Genomic DNA, 19,286 nt, shown 5'->3' on the forward strand with positions numbered 1-19,286 from the left:
AAGTTAAAAGGAAAAAAGCAATGATCATCAACAGTACAATCAACCCTCGCTCCGAAGACTTCGAAGCCAACCGCCAGCATATGCAGGCTCTGGTCGACGACCTGCGCGAAAAAATCGCACAGATCAGTCAGGGTGGCGGTGAGAAATACCAGAAGCGACATACCGAGCGCGGCAAGCTGCTGCCCCGCGAGCGTATCAATGCCCTGCTCGACCCGGGCTCGCCCTTTCTGGAACTCTCGCAACTGGCGGCGTGGGAAGTGTATGACGACTACGTTCCTGCAGCCGGCATCATCACTGGCGTCGGTCGCGTAGCCGGTCAGGAGTGCATGATCGTTGCCAACGATGCCACGGTAAAAGGTGGCTCCTACTATCCGCTGACCGTTAAGAAGCACCTGCGAGCCCAGAGCATTGCTGCTGAAAATAACCTCCCCTGTATCTACCTGGTAGATTCCGGCGGCGCCAACCTGCCGCGTCAGGATGATGTCTTTCCGGACCGGGATCACTTTGGCCGTTTCTTCTTTAACCAGGCCAATATGTCCGCTAAGGGCATTCCCCAGATCGCGGTCGTTATGGGTTCCTGCACCGCCGGTGGCGCCTATATCCCCGCCATGGCAGACGAATCCATCATCGTTAAAAATCAGGGCACCATCTTCTTGGCCGGCCCGCCGCTGGTGAAAGCGGCCACCGGTGAAGTCGTGACAGCCGAAGAACTTGGCGGCGCCGACGTACACTGTAAAACCTCCGGTGTCTCCGACCACTACGCCAACAATGATCACCACGCCTTGCAACTGGCCCGCAACGCAGTTTCGCGCCTGAACCGTCGCAAGCCCCAGCAGTTAGACGTGATTGAATCGCAGGAGCCGAAATACGCGCCGGAAGAAATTTACGGGGTGATACCCAAAGATACCCGCAAGCCCTTCGACGTTCGCGAAGTGATTGCCCGTATCGTCGACGGTTCCGACTTTGACGAATTCAAAGCCCTCTACGGCACCACCCTCGTCTGCGGCTTTGCCCGTCTGTACGGCATGCCCGTGGGTATCGTCGCCAACAACGGCATCCTGTTTTCCGAGTCAGCCCAGAAAGGTGCGCACTTTGTAGAGCTGTGCGCCCAACGCAAGATTCCACTGGTGTTCCTGCAGAACATCACCGGCTTTATGGTCGGCAAACAATACGAAACCGGCGGCATCGCCAAGCACGGTGCCAAAATGGTCACCGCCGTCGCCTGCGCCCAGGTGCCGAAATTTACCGTACTGATCGGTGGCTCGTTTGGTGCGGGTAACTACGGCATGTGCGGCCGCGCCTATGATCCGCGCTTTATGTTTATGTGGCCGAATGCCCGTATCTCAGTAATGGGTGGCGAGCAGGCTGCTGGCGTACTGGCGCAGATTAAACGCGACCAGTTGGAGCGTGAAGGTAAAGAGTGGTCGGCTGAAGAAGAAGCCGAGTTCAAAAAGCCGACGCTGGAGATGTATGAGCATCAGGGGCATCCGTATTACGCCTCGGCGCGGCTTTGGGATGATGGGGTTATTGATCCTGCGGATACCCGGCGGGTGCTTGGGTTGAGTTTGGCGGCGTCGCTTAATCGGGAGATTGAGGAGACTAAGTTTGGGGTTTTTCGGATGTGATTTGCGGCGCTGTCGCTGTTGGTAATGGATGTTGGTAAAACAGGTTTCGCCCTGCTGGGCGAGTTACCTTTCTTGCTTGTCCAAGAAAGGTAACCCAAAGAAGGACACCCCTGTTCCGGCGCCCTTCGGGTTCCCTGCGATGCTCAGTTTGCATCGGTCGCTGCGCAACTCGACCTCCGCGGCTATCGCCGCTACGGGACTCGAACAGTGCTCGCTCTGGCCCGATGCAAACCTGCGCTTCTCGGCGCCTCCAAAGGGGATGCAGGGTGCCAACAGCAAGTTCGCTGGCACTTTTCGCTCCAGCCCGGCAGCCCCCTCTGGAGCAGCTGAGCACTGGAGCAGCTGAGCACTGGAGCAGCCGGCGGATGAAGCAAACGGGTGTCTGAGCCCGATAGGGCGAGTTTCCGTTTGCGCCGCCGGATGCGAAGCGCGCAAGGGATCGGTTGGAGCGTAGCGGAAACCGACTGCGGAACAGGGTGTCCTTTTTTCTTGGTTACTTCTTTTTTGGACACGCAAAAAAGAAGTAACTCGCCAGCAGGCGAAACCGGCAGGCAAAATTCAGCAACAACAAGTAGCGAACAGAACGATGACAAACCTACTCACAAACATCGACGAAAAAGGCATAGCGACGCTATCGCTAAACAAGCCTGAAAAGCACAACTGCTTCGATGACACCCTCATCCTCGAAATCACCGAAGCCGTAAACGCCTTGGCGAACAACGACAAAGTACGTGTCCTCGTACTCACCGGAGAAGGCAAAAGCTTCTCCGCTGGCGGCGACCTAAGCTGGATGCAACGCATGGCCAACTACACCCATGCCGAAAACGAACAAGACGCCGGCCAACTCGCCGAAATGCTCCGCGTACTAAACGAATTTCCCAAACCCACAATCGCACGCGTACAAGGCGCAGCCTTCGGCGGTGCGGTCGGCTTGGTAAGCTGCTGCGATATGGCAGTAGGCACCCCGCGCGCCAGCTTCAGCCTCAGCGAAGTCAAAATCGGTCTGATCCCCGCAACGATCAGCCCCTATGTGATTCAGGCCATTGGTGTACGCGCCTCACGCCGCTATTTCCAGACCGGCGAGCGTTTCAACGCAGAAACCGCCCTGCAACTCGGCCTGCTCAGCGAAGTTGTTGACGAAGAATCTCTGGACGAAAAGATCAACGAACTCGTTACCACCCTGCTGGCCAACAGCCCGCAGGCTTTGGCGCAGGCCAAGCAACTGGTGCTGGACTATGCCAACCGTGAAATTACGCCCGACCTGATCAAAGACAGCTGTACGCGTATCGCTGATATCCGTGTATCGGAAGAAGGTCAGGAAGGACTCAAAGCTTTCCTCGAAAAACGCTCACCAAACTGGGTGAAATAACTATGTTCAAAAAGATACTCATAGCAAACCGCGGTGAAATCAGCTGCCGCGTTATTAAAACCGCCAAGAAAATGGGCATTCGCACTGTCGCTGTTTACAGCGATGCGGATCGCAATGCGCTGCATACCAGCCTTGCGGATGAGGCCGTGCATATTGGCCCGGCACCAGCGGCAGAATCCTATCTGGTGATCGACAAGATCATAGAGGCAGCCAAAAAGACCGGCGCGGAGGCGATTCATCCCGGCTACGGATTTCTGTCGGAAAACGCCGACTTCTGTCGTCGCTGCGCTGAGGAAGGCATTGTCTTTATCGGCCCACCAACCGGCGCCATTGAAGCTATGGGTTCAAAATCTGCCGCCAAGCAGATTATGGAAAAGGCCGGCGTACCTTTGGTGCCCGGTTACCACGGCGAGGATCAGGACGAAGCCATCCTGAAAAAAGCGGCCGACGATATGGGTTATCCGGTGCTGCTGAAAGCCGCTGCCGGTGGCGGTGGTAAAGGGATGCGTCAGGTGTGGAGCAGCGATGAGTTCTCTGCGGCACTGGCGGCAGCGAAACGCGAGTCCAAAAAGTCCTTTAACGATGACAAGATGCTGGTCGAGAAATACCTGACCGGCCCACGTCACGTTGAAATTCAGGTCTTCTGTGACAGCCACGGCAACGCAGTGCATCTGTTCGAACGCGATTGCTCGGTGCAACGCCGTCACCAGAAGGTCATTGAAGAAGCCCCGGCCCCCGGTATGACCGAAGAGCTTCGCGCCGCGATGGGTGAAGCCGCGATAAAAGCAGCGCAGGCAATTGATTATGTTGGCGCCGGCACCGTGGAATTCCTGCTGGATTCCGACGGTTCGTTCTACTTTATGGAAATGAACACCCGCCTGCAGGTAGAACACCCGGTCACCGAACTGATCAGTGGTCAGGATCTGGTGAGCTGGCAACTGAAAGTCGCCAACGGCGAAACCCTGCCCTGCAAACAGGAAGATCTGCAGATTCGCGGCCACGCCTTTGAAGCGCGGGTATATGCCGAAGATCCGGATAATAACTTCCTGCCCCAGACCGGCGTGCTGCGCTTTCTGAAAGAACCCGAACAGGGTGACCATATTCGCGTGGACACCGGCGTGGTGGAAGGCGATGAAATCAGCGTCTACTACGATCCCATGATTGCCAAGCTGATTACCTGGGATGAAAACCGCGACCGCGCGCTCAAGCGCCTGCAGAATGCGCTGGCCCAATACAACATTGGCGGCGTGGTTACCAACCTGCCCTTCCTCTACAACCTGGCGGCTCACCCGGCTTTTGAAAACGCCGAGCTGACCACCGGTTTTATCGAACAGCACAATGACGAGCTGTTCAAGGACAACGACGAAGATATCAGCCAACTGTTGCCACTGGCGGCGCTCTATGCCTTGCTGGAGCAGGCCGAGCAGCAGCGCGCGCAAGCTGAAAAAAGCAGCGAACCGGATTCACCCTGGAATACGCCTTTTGGCTGGCGCAGCAGCCTGCCCGCCTATTGCCACGTGGATGTTCGCTGGCAGGAGCATGAGCATCGCGTCACGGTTGAACCGATGGGCGAGCAGTTCAAGCTCAGCTTCGAAGGTCAAAGCGCATTAGTGAGTGGATCACTTCAAGACAGCCGACTGAGTGCCATTGTCGATGGTCACCGTGTAACCGCCACCGTCAGCAAGTTTGGTGACGACTACCACGTGTATCTGGCGGATCGCGCGTTCAGTTTCTCGCTGGTGCAACCCGACACCGGCGAGATGGATGATTCGGCGGGCGCTGGCAACTTTGCGGCACCGATGAATGGCACCATTGTGGCCTGTTCCGTTGAGGCAGGCGCCGAAGTGAAAAAAGGCGCCACACTGATGATTATGGAAGCGATGAAAATGGAGCACACCATCACCGCTCCGGCCGACGGCAAAGTGGTCAGCTTTTTCTTTAATGCGGGCGACCTCGTCGATGGTGGTGCCCAACTGCTGGAATTTGAGGTAACCGAATAATGCTGCCAAACAAAGTACGTGTTGTTGAAGTCGGCCCCCGTGATGGCCTGCAAAATGAAAAGACCCCGCTGGACGCCGCGGACAAGATCGAGCTGATTCACGCACTGGCCGACGCTGGCGTGACCACGATCGAGAGCGGCAGTTTTGTAAACCCGAAATGGGTGCCGCAGATGGCCAGCAGCGAAGAGGTGTTTCAAGGTATTCAGCGCAAGAGCGGTGTGACCTATTCCGCCCTCACACCGAACCTGAAAGGTTTCGAACGGGCGCTGGCGGTAAAAGCCGACGAAGTCGCGGTATTTGCTGCGGCCTCGGAAGCTTTCGCCCAGAAAAATACCAACTGCTCCATCGCCGAAAGCATCGAACGTTTTGTGCCCGTTATGGAAGCCGCCAAAGCCGCCAATATGCCGGTGCGGGGCTATATATCCTGCATCGTCGGCTGCCCCTATGAGGGAGATATCGCACCGCAGAAGGTGCTGGAAGTAACTAAAACCCTGCTCGATATGGGCTGCTACGAAGTTTCACTGGGCGATACCATCGGCGTCGGCACCGCCGCTAGCTGCCAGCGTTTACTGGAAGTGCTCGGCGCTGAAATCCCCATGGAGAAACTGGCGGTTCACTACCACGACACCTACGGTCAGGCCCTCGCCAATATTCTGAAATCACTGGAGATGGGCGTTGCGACCGTAGACAGCTCCGTCGCGGGCCTCGGCGGTTGCCCCTATGCCAAAGGGGCCAGCGGCAACGTGGCGACGGAAGATGTGATCTATCTGCTCAACGGCTTGGGTATTGAGCATGGCATCGACCTCGACAAACTGATCGACGCTGGCAATGCGATCTCCAATCGCCTGAACCGCCCGAACAACTCACGGGTTGCCAACGCCATCACCGCCAAACGGGAAAAGTAATTCCATGAGTACGCCGCTGTGGACGCCTTCTGCTGAGCGCATTGCCCAATCAAAACTAAAGTCCTATCAGGATTGGCTGCAGAAAAAGCATGACCTTTCCTTCGGGGATTATTCAGAACTGCATCGCTGGTCTGTCGACCAGCCCGCCCAGTTTTGGGAATCCATCTGGCAGTTTTGCGATGTCAAAGCGCAACAGCCTTATGACAGCGTTCTGCAAAACGGCAATACTTTTCCTACCTGCGGCACGGCTTCAGCTCGGTGGTTTCCCGGCGCGCAACTGAACTTTGCAGAAAATTTGCTGCGCAGGCGCGATGACAAAACCGCCATCATCGGCCTGCTGGAAAACGGCGATCACCGCACACTGAGCTACGCTGAGCTTTACAGCCAAGTTGAGCGGCTCGCCGATCAGCTGAAAAAATGGGGCGTGCAGAAAGGCGATCGCGTGGCGGGCTTTATGCCCAATATTCCGGAAACGGTGATTGCCATGCTGGCCACCACCAGCCTTGGCGCAATCTGGTCTTCATGCTCGCCGGATTTCGGCTTTCAGGGCGTAATGGATCGCTTTGCCCAGATTCAACCCAAAGTGCTGTTTGCGGTTGAAGGTTATTTCTATAACGGCAAAACCCTCGATACTCGCGAGCGAGTCGCGGAGATTGCGAAGTCGCTGGATTCCATAGAACAGGTGGTTATGACCTCACTGACCGGCGAAACCGATTTCAGCGGCATCACCAAATCCACAAGTTTTGAAAAGGCCCTGAGCGAGTCACCACAGGCCCTCGCCTTCGAGCCCGTCCCGTTCGATCACCCGCTTTACATCATGTATTCCTCCGGTACCACCGGCACGCCCAAGTGCATCGTGCACTCGGTGGGCGGCACCCTGCTGCAACATTTGAAGGAACATCAGCTGCACACGGATATCGGTGAGGACGATGTGCTGTTCTACTTCACCACCTGCGGCTGGATGATGTGGAACTGGTTGGTCAGTGGATTGGCCAGCAGTTGTACTCTGGTGTTGTTCGATGGCTCGCCCTTTGCCAAACGCGGCAAACTGCTACTGAAAGCCATTGATCAGGAAGGCATCACCGTATTTGGCACCAGTGCCAAATTTATCGCCTCACTGGAAAAAGCCGGCCACAAACCCAAGGACGACTACCGTCTGGATTCGCTTAAGGCCATACTCTCCACCGGCTCACCCCTAAGTCACGAAAGCTTTGACTATGTGTACCGCGACTTCAAACGGGATGTCTGCCTGTCATCAATAAGCGGCGGCACCGATATCGTGTCCTGCTTTGTACTGGGCAACCCTACGCTGCCCGTCTACAAGGGTCAGATCCAGTGCGTCGGTCTGGGCATGGCGGTAGAAATCTGGAATGACGAAGGCCGGCCGGTCACCGGCGAAAAGGGTGAGCTGGTCTGTATCAAACCCTTCCCCTGCAGCCCCATCGGCTTCTGGAATGACGAGGACGGCAGCCGTTTCCACAAGGCCTACTTTGCCCAGTTCGACAATATCTGGGCTCACGGCGACTACGGCGAAATCACCGCCGAAGGCGGCGTCGTCATCCACGGCCGCAGCGACTCGGTACTGAATCCCGGTGGCGTACGTATTGGCACCGCTGAAATTTATCGTCAGGTTGAGAAAATCGACGAGGTTTTAGAGGCCATCGTCATCGGCCAAAATTGGGAAGACGATGTACGCGTGGTGCTGTTTGTGGTGCTGCGCGAGGACATCTCGCTGACCGAAGAACTGATTCAGACCATCAAAACCACCATTCGCAAAAACACCACACCACGGCACGTGCCGGCGAAGGTGCTGCAGGTGGCGGATATTCCCCGCACCATCTCCGGCAAGATCGTGGAGCTGGCGGTGCGCAATGTAGTGCATGGCGAGCCGGTCAAGAATACCGATGCACTGGCCAATCCTGAAGCTTTGGGCTATTTCCGAAATCGACCTGAACTGATGAGTTAATCAATCATCAAAGGGCACCTTCACGGTAGGTAGAACCCCGAACTACCTATCGGCTTCCAGAGCGATACACTCACGCTTTGACTGATTGTTCGCTTACTGTGGAAAGTACTTATCATCCGGCAATGTAGCTAGGAGCGTATTCACTTCACAGGCTGTCGATGTCGACTCGGGGAAATAGTTGTGACAAATCTTCTGAAAGGAACGCTTACAGGTGTGCAGTCCACTAGCCGGCAAAAGTCTATCTTGCTAGTCGAAGATGATGATTTCCAGCGGCAGGTACTGAAAACCCAGTTCAGCTCACTCAATGTTGACATCCTCGAAGCCTGCAACGGCATAGAAGCCCTTGAGCATGTAGACCGGTATGGCCACTGTATCTCACTGATCCTCTGCGACCTCGACATGCCAAAAATGGACGGTATGGAGTTCGCGAGACACCTTGGAACCCGTGAAGTTGCACCTAATCTGGCTTTGCTGAGCTCCAGCGATACGAGCATGCTAAGCAGTGTGGACACGATGTGCCGAGCCTATGGCATCACCACCATCGGCACCTTTCAAAAACCCCTTTCCCGAGATCAGATTAGCAAGATACTGAAAGAGCTTTCGCTAACCGAGACCAATAGTGATGCACCCCGTTATGCCCAACAGAAGGCCTTTACGGAAACAGAGATAGTTGCGGCACTGGAGAGCCACCAGATTCAACCTCACTTTCAGGCCAAGTTAGATTTGTCGTCCAATACGATTGTCGGCGCTGAGGCTCTTGCACGATGGCTACACCCAACCCTGGGTTTGCAGGCGCCCTTCAGCTTTATCCCTGTACTCGAACAGGGCCAGTATATCGATGCACTGACATTCTCACTGCTTCGGCAGGCAGTCGCTAAACAACAAGAGTGGCTGGAGCAAGGCCACAAGATGTCTATTGCGGTAAATCTGTCACCGAATTCGCTCCACGATCTTTCCTTCGCCGACCGACTTACAGAGATTGTAACCGACGCCGGAATAGCGACCGACAACGTGGTTTTTGAGGTAACAGAAACGGCGGCAATGCAGGACCTAGCCCCCGCACTCGAAAATCTTGCGCGACTGAGGCTGCGCGGCTTTGGACTCTCTATCGACGATTTCGGCACCGGGTTTGCCAGCATGGAGCAACTCGGCCGCATTGCCTTTACCGAACTGAAAATCGATCGAAGTTTTGTCTCCACCATGCTGGAGAAAAACGAAAGCCGAGCCATTGTCGAGTTCAGTATCAATATGGCCCAAAAACTCGGCATGCGATCCGTCGCGGAAGGTGTCGAGCACGGCGAAGAGCTGGAGCTGCTCAGAGAGCTGGGTTGTGATCATGTACAGGGTTATTTTGTGGCCAAGCCCGTCGACGTCAATGCGTTTATGACACAGTTGGCAAGGGGTAACCGATGTACCGCCGCCTGAAGCACTGGGTTGCCAGTCACCGTGCAAACGCAGAAAAGCCGCGGACTGCCGGGGTAGCTAAAGACATATTTGCTGGCGCCTTAACCAAGCAGGCGATTGCAGACATTGATTACGCGGATACCCACGGTCAGGCCTATCGCTGGTATCTGGACTTGGAAAGCCAACGGCTCACCCTGGAGTCCCTCTCCAACGATGCCTCCACGACCACCACGAATGATTTCCAGCAATGGCTGGAGGAATCGCTGAGCACGAAGGTGGCAGAACAAATCGAATCGGCGATAGGTCAGGTGCGAGAAAATGGCGCATCCGAAGCGACTCAGCGCGGCCACCTAACGATCGACGACCACAATCGTCATATCAGTGTTTACTATGAACTGGACAATACTGCGAATAGCTTGAGCGGTATTGCGCTGGATATGTCGGTACTGGTCAGCGCCCGTGAAGCCATCGGCAGTAGCCAATCGTTGATCGAGAGTCTCATCAACAGCAACATCGACTGCGTTAAGATTCTTGACCGAGAGGGCTGCCTGTTAGACATGAATTCGAACGGTCAGGAGTTGATGGCGGTAAAAGATTTCGAGCTGATTCGCGGACAGTATTGGCCGGATTTTTGGTCACGAGATGAAGACAGAGAAAATGCCTGCCGCGCCGTTGAAGAAGGCGTCAATGGTCGCAGCCATCGCTTTACCGGGTATACCGCGACCATGGCCGGAGAACCCAAATGGTGGGAGGTGACTGTTTACCCCATTTGCGGTGGCGATCAGCCCGACTATCTGCTTTCTGTGTCACGCGATATTTCTCACGAGCGAAAACTCTCCGCGGAGCTCGCCGTCGCTAATGCGCTGTTAGAGGAAGATATCGATGTACGTACTCGCGAACTGACTCACCAGCAGGAATTAAACCGCCTTCTGCTGGAGTCCATGTCTGAAGGTGTGGTTGCCTGCAATGAAAAGGGCGAGCTGATTCTCTTTAACAAAACCGCACGCGACTGGCACGGCATGGACCCACGCAACGTGCCCTCTGACGAATGGGCCAATTATTACAGTCTTTTCGACGCAGATGGTTTAACCCCGCTCCAGCCTGAACAGATCCCGCTAATCCGAGCCTTCAATGGCGAACGCGTCACCAATGCCGGCATGGCCATAGCGCGAACAGGCGAGCCCACAAGGCACATACTGGCCAGCGGTGGCCCTATTTTCGACAAACAGGGTAAGCAGATCGGCGCGGTGGCCACCATGCGCGACGTGACCGAAGAGCGGGAATCTCGACTCGCGCTGGAGAAAGCCGCTCGCGAATTACGCGGTGCCAACGTACTGATCAAGCAGGAACGCTCTCTGCTCGAGAACCGCGTGGAAAGCCGTACCCGTCAGCTGAAAGTACTCAATGAAGAGCTCGAACAGGCAACGCAATCGGCGCAAGCGGCCTCGAGGGCGAAGAGCGCATTCCTTGCCACCATGAGCCACGAAATCCGCACGCCCATGAACGGTGTTGTAGGCATGCTGGATGTACTCGCCAGTGAAGGTCTCTCGGAATCACAGCAGGATGCACTGGAGACCATTCGGCAATCATCTTTTGTGCTATTGCGCCTGATCGATGACGTTCTCGATTTCTCGAAAATTGAAGCGGGCAAGATGGAGCTGGAGCAGTCGCCGGTTGATCTACGCGTATTGCTTGAAAACGTGTGCACGCTGCTGTTGCCACTGGCCAAAGACAACAACGTTTTGCTGTCCCCCTTCGTCGACCCTGTTTTGCCCCACATGATGTTGGGAGACAGCACTCGCTTGCAGCAAATTTTTTATAATCTCATTGGCAATGCCGTCAAATTTTCGGGCCGTAAAGCCGGTCGCCCCGGACTGGTCGGCATTTACGCCCGGCCTAGCACCTCTCAGCCAGGGCACGTCGACATCAGTATTGAAGACAATGGCATCGGCATTCCAGAAGAGGTTATTCCGCGACTTTTCAACTCCTTCACGCAGGCAGAATCGTCAACCACGCGAAAATTTGGTGGAAGCGGTCTTGGGCTTGCCATCACCAAACGCCTTGCTACCTTGATGGGCGGAGAGATCGCCCTGCAAAGCGTTGTGGGTCAGGGTACTTGCGTAACCTTGACCATGCCCTGTGACAAAGCGCCCGGCAAGATACCCTGCTTTGAACTAGCCGGTGTAGATTGCGAAATCAACAGCGCTAATCCCTGGCTGCTGCGCAAGTTGGACGGGTACCTTCGCTTGAGCGGCGCTCGCATTACGGCAACACGAGACGATATTGAACCTGAGGGTGAAATAGAAGCGAGTATCACAATTGCTGCGACTGACACCTCTGATGAGGTGCGACTCGACATCCTACTCGCAGACAAACATTCAGTAAGCCAACACAGCAGCGGGCATCTCACCCTGAATAGCCCCTTCCTCAGTTATCGGGAGCTTGTGCGGGCACTCAAGATCAGCGCTGGCATCACTGACTTCGATACCAACTCAAGCCCCCACCGGTCTGGTTGGCAAAGTGCCGAGTTGCACACCCTCGACCATGAAGTAAAAATTCTGGTTGCTGAAGACGACAAGACAAACCAATACGTCATTCGGCAGCAACTCAAATTGCTGAATATCCAAGCCGATATCGCCGGCAACGGCCGCGAAGCCGCGGAACTGTTCAAACGTAATCGCTATCATCTGGTGCTAACCGATCTCCATATGCCCGAACTTGATGGGATGGAACTACTTGGCCAGATTCGGGAGCACGAGAAGCAAAACGCGCAAGCGCGAACCCCTGTGATCGTGTTATCGGCCAATGCTATCCGCGGCGTATCGAATAACGCCGCCGCGCGCGGATTCGACGCTTACCTGACTAAACCCATACAGCTCGATACGCTAGGTCGAGAGCTGCAACGCTGGATCAACCACGACGCGAACCCAGCAGAAACGGCAGCGCCTGGCCTTGAGTCCGACTCATGGGCTAAAACCTTTAAGGTAGAGCAGTTGCACTCGGTGATTTCGGACGATCCGCGGTTGGTAAGAACCACACTGAGCAATTTTCAGAGCACCGCCAGGGTTCAGCTCGATGAATTGTGCCATGTGATTGAGACCGGAAAGCTGGATCAGGTGGCATCCCTCGCCCACAAGCTGAAAGGCAGCTCGAGCATGGTGGGAGGAGAGACAATGAGCGATCTCTGTAAGCAGCTGGAAAAAGCCTCCCGCGCACAGGACTCGGATCAAACCGGCGTCATCGGGGCAGAAATCTGTGAGGAATTCTCCCGCCTATGCACGGCGATCGACTGTCACCTTGCCGATATCCCCTTGGCATCCTGATCTTCTCTGGTCGCCAGATCATCGGGCTGGACGATGGGACAGCAGTGGCCGGCTAAGGTAGTATCTACTCACTGATTACATCGCCTCACCTCGTGTGCGGGCAGACGAGATATAGGTATTACCCAATGAAACCAGCCCTGATTCTGATGTCAGTGGCACTGGTACTGAGCGGCTGTAAAGGCGACAGCAGCAGTACCCCGCCCGCAACCGTCAATGCCCCCAGCCCGGCCGAACGCGTCAAGGAATCTGCAGTCGCACAATGCGTGATCAATGATCCGCGCCGCTTGGTCGTCAGCAGCACCCCCGATGCCCCTGGCCCTCTGGAAGTCACCGTCGACACCCCACTTCAGCCCGCCAGTGAATGCGCCGACAACCAGCGCTTTCAAGTTGGCACCGGCATTTACGACATTACCGCCACCATAGCCGATACCGCGAGTCTCGCCTGGGTAAATCCGCAGCAGGTCTTTAGCGCCCTTCACACCCGCGTTTACTCGCGCGCCTTTGTCATTGCCTCGCCCTGCAACGGCAAGCGGATACTGTTTGTATCTCTGGATACCGGCCTGATGAGCGCAACCCTGCGCGATGCCATTCTCGCTGAGATTGCCGCCGACCCGGAGCTTTCGCCCCACTACAACGGCAATAACGTGATGCTGTCGGTGACCCATACCCATTCCGACCCAGGCATTGGGCTAAACGAACAGGGCAATGGTCTGCAGGTTATCGCGGGCGGGACTTATCAGGCGATCCGTAATGCGCATCTGAATCTGGAAGCTAACCCCGAGCCAGCCAGTATTCGCCTATCTGCGGGAGAATTGCTGAATACCAATATCAATCGCTCCAAACCCGCCTACGCCCTGAATCCGGCCGACGAGCGCGCCCTGTTTACCAACACGGCGGGCAACGAAACCCAGGTGAATAAGCGCATGGTGCAGCTGGAGCTGAGTCGTGGTGGTCAGCCAGTTGGGCTGATCAACTGGTTCGGCGTTCACCCCACGGTGATTGGTCCGGCCGAAAAATATGTCAGTGGCGATGTAAAAGGCTACGCCTCATTAGGTTTTGAAGAGCTGATGGGGACCGACTATCGGGCTGACCCTTCTACCGGCACCTATGTAGCCGCCTTTGCCCAAGCCGATGAGGGCGACGCCTCACCCAATATCGCCATCGAAGACTTTCCCTACCCCAGTAAACAACGCGGCGGCGGAGAGAATGATCTGGATGCCAATGCCATCTCTGGCGTCAAACAACTGGCCAAGGCCTTGGAACTGTTTGGCACAGGCAGCGCAATTACCGGCCCGGTGGATTTTCGCTTTGCCACCGTTCCCATCACGGACATTACTGTTACTGACCAGACCGTGCTCAAAAGCCTGAACCACTCTGATGACGAAGAAATACGCACCTGCGACGGTATTCTCGGCGTATCTTTTGGTGCCGGCGCAGAAGACGGCCCCGGCCCCACCAAGGAAGGCTACACCTGTAGCGACGACCCCGATGTGCTGAATGCGGCGCTGGCCGATATCCAAACGCTCGAGGGCCAGCCCCTGGAGGGCTTCCCCGGTGGCTGGCCCAAGGAAACCATCCCCGGTCAGGTGCTGTCGGCGGCGGTGATGTGTAACGCCCATAATATTCCAGGTCACAACTTTAGCTGTCAGGCAGAAAAACCGGTGTTGCTACCTCGCGGCGACAAAGATCTGCCATTCCAGCTGTTCCGGGTAGGGAATTTCGCTCTTTTGGGCCTGCCCTGGGAAGTTACCACCATGGCCGCGCGCCGAATCCGCTCCCTGCTTTTGGAAGAACTGGCGGCCGAAGGCATTGATAATCTCGTGATTGCGGGCCTGGTTAATAACTACGTGCACTACCTGACCACGCGCGAGGAATACGCCTCACAGCAATACGAAGGCGCCTCCACCCTTTACGGCCCCTGGACACAGGCGGCGGTCGCTCAGGAATCCCTGCGACTGGCGCGCGCCATGGTCAATGGCGATGCCCAGCCCGATGCGCCAGCAACCGGCGAACGCGCGGATCTTACACTGGTGGCTGGCCCGACGGAGTCGCCCCACCATGAAGGCGACCCCGGCAAGGTGACGCTGCAGCCACCCTCAATCGTATCGGCCGGCGATATTCTGCAAACCCGGTTTGTAGTGGGCCACCCCGGTAACGATCTGCGTATCCAGCAGAGCTATGTCACCGTCGAGCGCATGCAAGCCGATGGCAGCTGGCAAACCGTGGTAGAAGACCGCTCGCCGGAACTGATCTACGAGTGGGAAGCGCTGGTACAGCCCCCGCTGGCACTGGAGCGCCCGCTAACCAGTTCTGGTGGCACTGCGCTGGTGATCTGGAATATCCCCCGGAATGCAGCCGCCGGAACCTATCGAATTCGGGTCGAGGGCGCCTCTCGTGTGCTGTCTGCGGAAGCAAGCTCCTATGAAGCCATCACCGAGACCTTTGTGATCAGCGGCCCCGTGGCGGAGTGCCCCTGATACACTTTAAGGATGCGTAACCGGCAGGCAGCAGCACGCAACCGTGGAAAACCCACACGATTGCACAGTGAAAAATGCCTGTGAACGCTCACACAGCGCCAGATTGGCGCTGTGATATCATCCCGCCGTCTTTTTGTGAGCTGGATCGACCGTGACTGAGTCCTTTAACGTTGCCATTGTTGCCCAGGAATACCCGCCTGCTGTCATCCAGCGACTGGCCGGGTTGCTGAACACTTCGCCGCGCAAACTCGCTGCCCGGCTTGAGCGCGGTGATCTGGTGGTTAAAAAAGACGTCGATGAATCCACCGCCCAGCAATATGCCGTCGTCATCTACGAAAAGACCGGTGCAGAAGCCATCGTGCTGGGCGGCCCCGACCTGAGTAATATCGCCGTAGACAAGCCCCTGGCCACCAAGGCAGAAAGCGCCACCAGCATACCGCCCCGACCACTTATGATAAGCATTGGCTGCGTTGTGGCAGCGCTTTTGGTCCTACTCACCGTGTTGATGCTGCGACCCGGCCCTGAGTCGGCACTGGAAGACGCCAGCGTCGCCCTGCAGCAAGGTTCGCCCGAACTGTTCGAGCAATCAGTGGATTTTGAAGCACTGGCCGAAGACCTTTACCCTGCACTGCTCGCGCAAGCGCTGACCCGCGATACCCTTCGCTCCCGCGACCGAGACACCTGGGTGAAAGAAGAGCGCCAGTTCATTCAGGCCGCCCTGAACGGTAAGCCTTTAGCTACGGACAGCTCTACCTCACGCCTGCTGACACTGCTCGGCCTGCCCACGCCGGAAAATCTTAATCCGGTCGTTGTAAAGAACGGAGAGCAGACTACCGCACAGCTCACCGTTGTCCGTGAAGACCTCGATCAGAGCTACACCCTTAAACTGGGCATGGGCAACACTGAGGGCAACTGGCAGGTTCAACGCTGGCTGAATGCCAGCGACGTGCTGAAAGCCATTCACGATCACGAGCAGGGCCGACTCATTGAAGTCAATCAGGCCATTGCACAGGAATTGACCGAGGTATTGGGCAATTTCACCTATCAGGAGCGCATCGCCGGTGTGCATCGTTTCAGCCTCGGACAACTGCTGATCAAAGCCAACCTGAGCAATCAGAATCCCCAAAGTATCCAGTCATTTTCAGGTGAGATGTTTGTCTACGGCGTTGAAACCCGGAACGTTTATGCCAGCAAATATTTTGCCTGGGAAGCGGTCGACCGGCTGCTGCCACCGGGCGGCAGAGCCAGCTTCGAAGTGTTTTACGGGCTGGACCGGGACTACCCGGACCTTCTAAAAGCGCTGGAAAAAAAGGCTGAAAAGCTGGAGGTTGGCTACCGCTTGCACGCGGTTACCTTCCGCGATGGCGTAGTACTCAGTACGTACAAAAGCTACGATAGCCTGCGTCCGACAGCGGATTGATTGCCGCCTTCAGACAATCAGCCCAAACTGGCGCGCACGCAGCCAAGTACGCCATAGTCATACTCGCCGTCGAACATTTCAAAAACCGGTTTGAGTGAGGGCCCATCCTGCAGGGCCATGGCATTTCTCAAACTTTCCAGTTCTGACGCATCCAGCGTCAGCACATCTTCCAGCTCCAGCTCGCCTCGGGCAATACCCTGGGCCAGATGACGGTAAACGGTGCCAATCGTCAGATCCCGGCGATGGGCAATTTCCAGCGGGCTTAAACCTTCGCAGCTAAGCACGATGGTTTCTTCCACTGTATTGCTGATCGCAGGCTCTTCGGCAAACTCGGCAATTACCTCAAGAAAGCCTTCCCCGTAAGCATCGAGTTTGCGAGCTCCTACACCGCTGATGCGACCAAATTGCTCCAGTGTTTTCGGCGCTCGTTCAACCATGTCTGCCAGCGTGGCGTCATGAAAAATCTGGTAGGCAGGCACGCCCTGCTCATCGGCCAACGATTTGCGGTGAGCGCGCAGGGCCTCCCACAGTTTGCTGTTGCCGCCGGTAAAGGCCGAAGAGGTTTTGTGGGTTTTCTGTTTTTCCGGCTTAGGCATTTTACGCAGAGTCAGCGTTTGCTCTCCGCGCAAAACGGGCCGCGCGGCGTCGGTCAGAAAAACACTGCCGTGCCCTTCATAGTCCACCCCCAGTAAACCGACCGCCATTAACTGGCGAAAGAGTGTTCGCCATTCGCCCTGATTCAACTCACTGCCAATGCCATAGGTTGAGAGGCGGTCATGACCAAAACTCTGAATACGCTCGAACACCTGACCACTGTTCGCACCGCGCAGCACGTCCACCACGTAATTCACCCCGAAACGCTGGCCAGTGCGGTATACGCAGGATAAGGCTTTCTGGGCTGCGACTGTGGCATCCCAGGTTTGCGGCGGGGTCAGACAGTTATCACAGTTACCACAGGGTTCATCCAGCTCCTCGTCGAAATAGCGCAGCAGCACTTGCCGACGACAGGCGTGGGTTTCACACAGGCCCAGCATCGCATCGAGCTTGTGACGTTCCACCCGTTTGCGCGCTTCCTCGGCAGTGCTCTGCTCCTGCATCTGGCGCAGGGTGATAACATCCTGCAGGCCGTAGGCCATCCAGGCGTCACTGGGCAAGCCGTCACGACCTGCACGCCCCGTTTCCTGATAGTAGGCCTCGATACTCTTTGGCAGATTCAAATGCGCCACGAAGCGAACGTCAGGCTTGTCGATCCCCATACCGAAGGCGATCGTTGCCACGATAATTACGCCGTCGTCCCGCAGAAAGCGTTCCTGATTGTCCTGCCGAATATCCGAGCTGAGACCCGCGTGGTAGGGCAAAGCGGTAAAACCCTGCCTGGTCAGCCACTCAGCCGTCTCTTCTACCCGCTTGCGCGACAGGCAGTAGACAATGCCCGCCTCGCCCTCGTGGTTATTGAGAATAAAACGCTTCAACTGTTCGCGGGCATTCCCCTGATTCTCGCTGATGTGATAGCGGATATTGGGGCGGTCAAAACCGCTATTGAAGACTTCAGCGTCATGGAGATTGAGCCGTTCAATGATCTCTCGACGCGTGGGCAAATCGGCGGTAGCCGTCAGCGCAATTCGCGGCACCGCTGGAAAGCGCTCGTGCAAAATACAGAGCTGTTGGTACTCCGGTCGGAAGTCATGGCCCCACTGGGAAACGCAGTGAGCCTCATCGATGGCAAACAGGGAAATGGGGGTCTGCTCCATCAGCCCCAGCATGCGGGGTGTCACCAGCCGCTCGGGCGCAACATAGATCAGATCGAGATCACCCTGTCGGAACAGGGATTCCACCCTGAAGGCTTCGTCCGCATCCAGTGAGGAATTAAGGTATTCCGCACGTACCCCGTTCTGCTGGAGTGCCTGAACCTGATCGCGCATCAAGGCAATCAATGGCGAAACCACCACCGCCGTGCCCTCACGGACCAGTGCAGGCACCTGATAACACAGGGATTTACCACCGCCCGTGGGCATCAGCACCAAGGCGTCGCCACCGCCAATCACCTGATCGACAATGGCCTGCTGCTGGTGTCGGAACTGTTCATAGCCGAAAACGCTGCGCAGCACGTCCTGTGCCGGGCCGGTCGCGTTTTGAGAGGAAAACAACATCAATCGTCCCTGGATAAAAGGGGCTATTGTCTCGAATTTAGGCGCCCATGGAAACGCTGCAGGATTGAGACATATTCCCCGCTGCCGAGGAAACTCTCATCGTACCTGCAATTCAAACGTGTTATGTTTGAGATAGGCAACAGAAGAAATAGCATTCTGCTCGACCGAAGAGTTGCCACAGTGCCAGAGAGGCGCACATTATATGCAATATATATCGCCCCCCAGCTACACCAAACCAGTTTCGCTTGAGATGGAATCTCATTGGGCTGAAACAATTTTGACCATGCACGAAAATGCGCGGGTAAACCTTAATTATCCTAATGAGCGGCCAACCTACGACTTCAGCCTTCGAAGTGCAAACGCGGTGGCATTGGCCGACGTCGAAAAGAACCACATTTCAATCAATCGCATCCTAGCCGAGCTGAATCACACTGAAGAATTTGTCAGTGCCTCGGTAGCCAATGAAATCGCACACCTGATTAATCAGGAGCGCTACGGCGACCTGGAAAGCTTCATCTCGTGGGGCAAAATTGTAAGATCACTCGGTGAAACGCCCAATAAGACCCGTTACAAAGCGGCAGGTCACAACAATCACGGGCATGGTGTCATGCCTTTTGTCTCAATCAAGCAATAAATCTACCTTCAGA

The 19,286-nt window shown here is 56.0% G+C and carries 11 protein-coding genes; 10 read left to right on the plus strand and 1 reads right to left on the minus strand.

Annotation, left to right across the window (positions count from 1 at the left end; all coding sequences use genetic code 11):
* Nucleotides 1-20: 20 nt before the first annotated feature.
* From FHR99_RS06185 to FHR99_RS06225, 9 genes are all read left to right on the plus strand, one after another.
* On the plus strand, nucleotides 21-1,625 hold the full coding sequence (locus FHR99_RS06185; protein ID WP_183409641.1) for a carboxyl transferase domain-containing protein: 1,605 nt from the start codon (nucleotides 21-23) through the stop codon (nucleotides 1,623-1,625).
* Between the two features lie 586 nt (nucleotides 1,626-2,211).
* A complete protein-coding gene (locus FHR99_RS06190; protein WP_183409642.1) occupies nucleotides 2,212-2,994 on the plus strand; it encodes an enoyl-CoA hydratase/isomerase family protein in 783 nt (260 codons plus the stop codon).
* A gap of 2 nt (nucleotides 2,995-2,996) precedes the next feature.
* Nucleotides 2,997-4,994 carry an acetyl-CoA carboxylase biotin carboxylase subunit gene (locus FHR99_RS06195; RefSeq protein ID WP_183409643.1) on the plus strand — a complete coding sequence of 666 codons (1,998 nt, stop codon included), beginning with the start codon at nucleotides 2,997-2,999 and terminating at the stop codon, nucleotides 4,992-4,994.
* Complete coding sequence (locus FHR99_RS06200) at nucleotides 4,991-5,899, plus strand: hydroxymethylglutaryl-CoA lyase (protein ID WP_183410191.1); 909 nt, start codon at nucleotides 4,991-4,993, stop codon at nucleotides 5,897-5,899. Before FHR99_RS06195 ends, FHR99_RS06200 begins: the two co-directional genes overlap by 4 nt.
* A gap of 4 nt (nucleotides 5,900-5,903) precedes the next feature.
* Nucleotides 5,904-7,865 carry an acetoacetate--CoA ligase gene (locus FHR99_RS06205; protein ID WP_183409644.1) on the plus strand — a complete coding sequence of 654 codons (1,962 nt, stop codon included), beginning with the start codon at nucleotides 5,904-5,906 and terminating at the stop codon, nucleotides 7,863-7,865.
* A gap of 180 nt (nucleotides 7,866-8,045) precedes the next feature.
* A complete protein-coding gene (locus tag FHR99_RS06210; protein WP_183409645.1) occupies nucleotides 8,046-9,290 on the plus strand; it encodes an EAL domain-containing protein in 1,245 nt (414 codons plus the stop codon).
* Nucleotides 9,275-12,592: an ATP-binding protein gene (locus tag FHR99_RS06215; protein WP_183409646.1), complete on the plus strand. Its 3,318-nt coding sequence runs from the start codon at nucleotides 9,275-9,277 to the stop codon at nucleotides 12,590-12,592. Before FHR99_RS06210 ends, FHR99_RS06215 begins: the two co-directional genes overlap by 16 nt.
* A 125-nt stretch (nucleotides 12,593-12,717) precedes the next feature.
* Nucleotides 12,718-15,069 carry a neutral/alkaline non-lysosomal ceramidase N-terminal domain-containing protein gene (locus FHR99_RS06220; protein WP_183409647.1) on the plus strand — a complete coding sequence of 784 codons (2,352 nt, stop codon included), beginning with the start codon at nucleotides 12,718-12,720 and terminating at the stop codon, nucleotides 15,067-15,069.
* 151 nt (nucleotides 15,070-15,220) lie between these two features.
* Nucleotides 15,221-16,489 carry a hypothetical protein gene (locus tag FHR99_RS06225; RefSeq protein WP_183409648.1) on the plus strand — a complete coding sequence of 423 codons (1,269 nt, stop codon included), beginning with the start codon at nucleotides 15,221-15,223 and terminating at the stop codon, nucleotides 16,487-16,489.
* Nucleotides 16,490-16,506: 17 nt separating this feature from the next.
* On the opposite strand, the gene recQ is transcribed toward FHR99_RS06225, so the two are convergent.
* Nucleotides 16,507-18,639, minus strand: a complete 2,133-nt coding sequence (recQ, locus tag FHR99_RS06230; RefSeq protein WP_183409649.1) for a DNA helicase RecQ — start codon at nucleotides 18,637-18,639, stop codon at nucleotides 16,507-16,509.
* A gap of 202 nt (nucleotides 18,640-18,841) precedes the next feature.
* On the opposite strand from recQ, the gene FHR99_RS06235 reads away from it, so the two are divergent.
* Nucleotides 18,842-19,273: a SprT family zinc-dependent metalloprotease gene (locus FHR99_RS06235; RefSeq protein WP_183409650.1), complete on the plus strand. Its 432-nt coding sequence runs from the start codon at nucleotides 18,842-18,844 to the stop codon at nucleotides 19,271-19,273.
* The last annotated feature ends 13 nt before the right edge of the window (nucleotides 19,274-19,286 follow it).

The organism is Litorivivens lipolytica (genome assembly GCF_014191715.1).
Taxonomy (GTDB): domain Bacteria; phylum Pseudomonadota; class Gammaproteobacteria; order Pseudomonadales; family Spongiibacteraceae; genus Litorivivens; species Litorivivens lipolytica.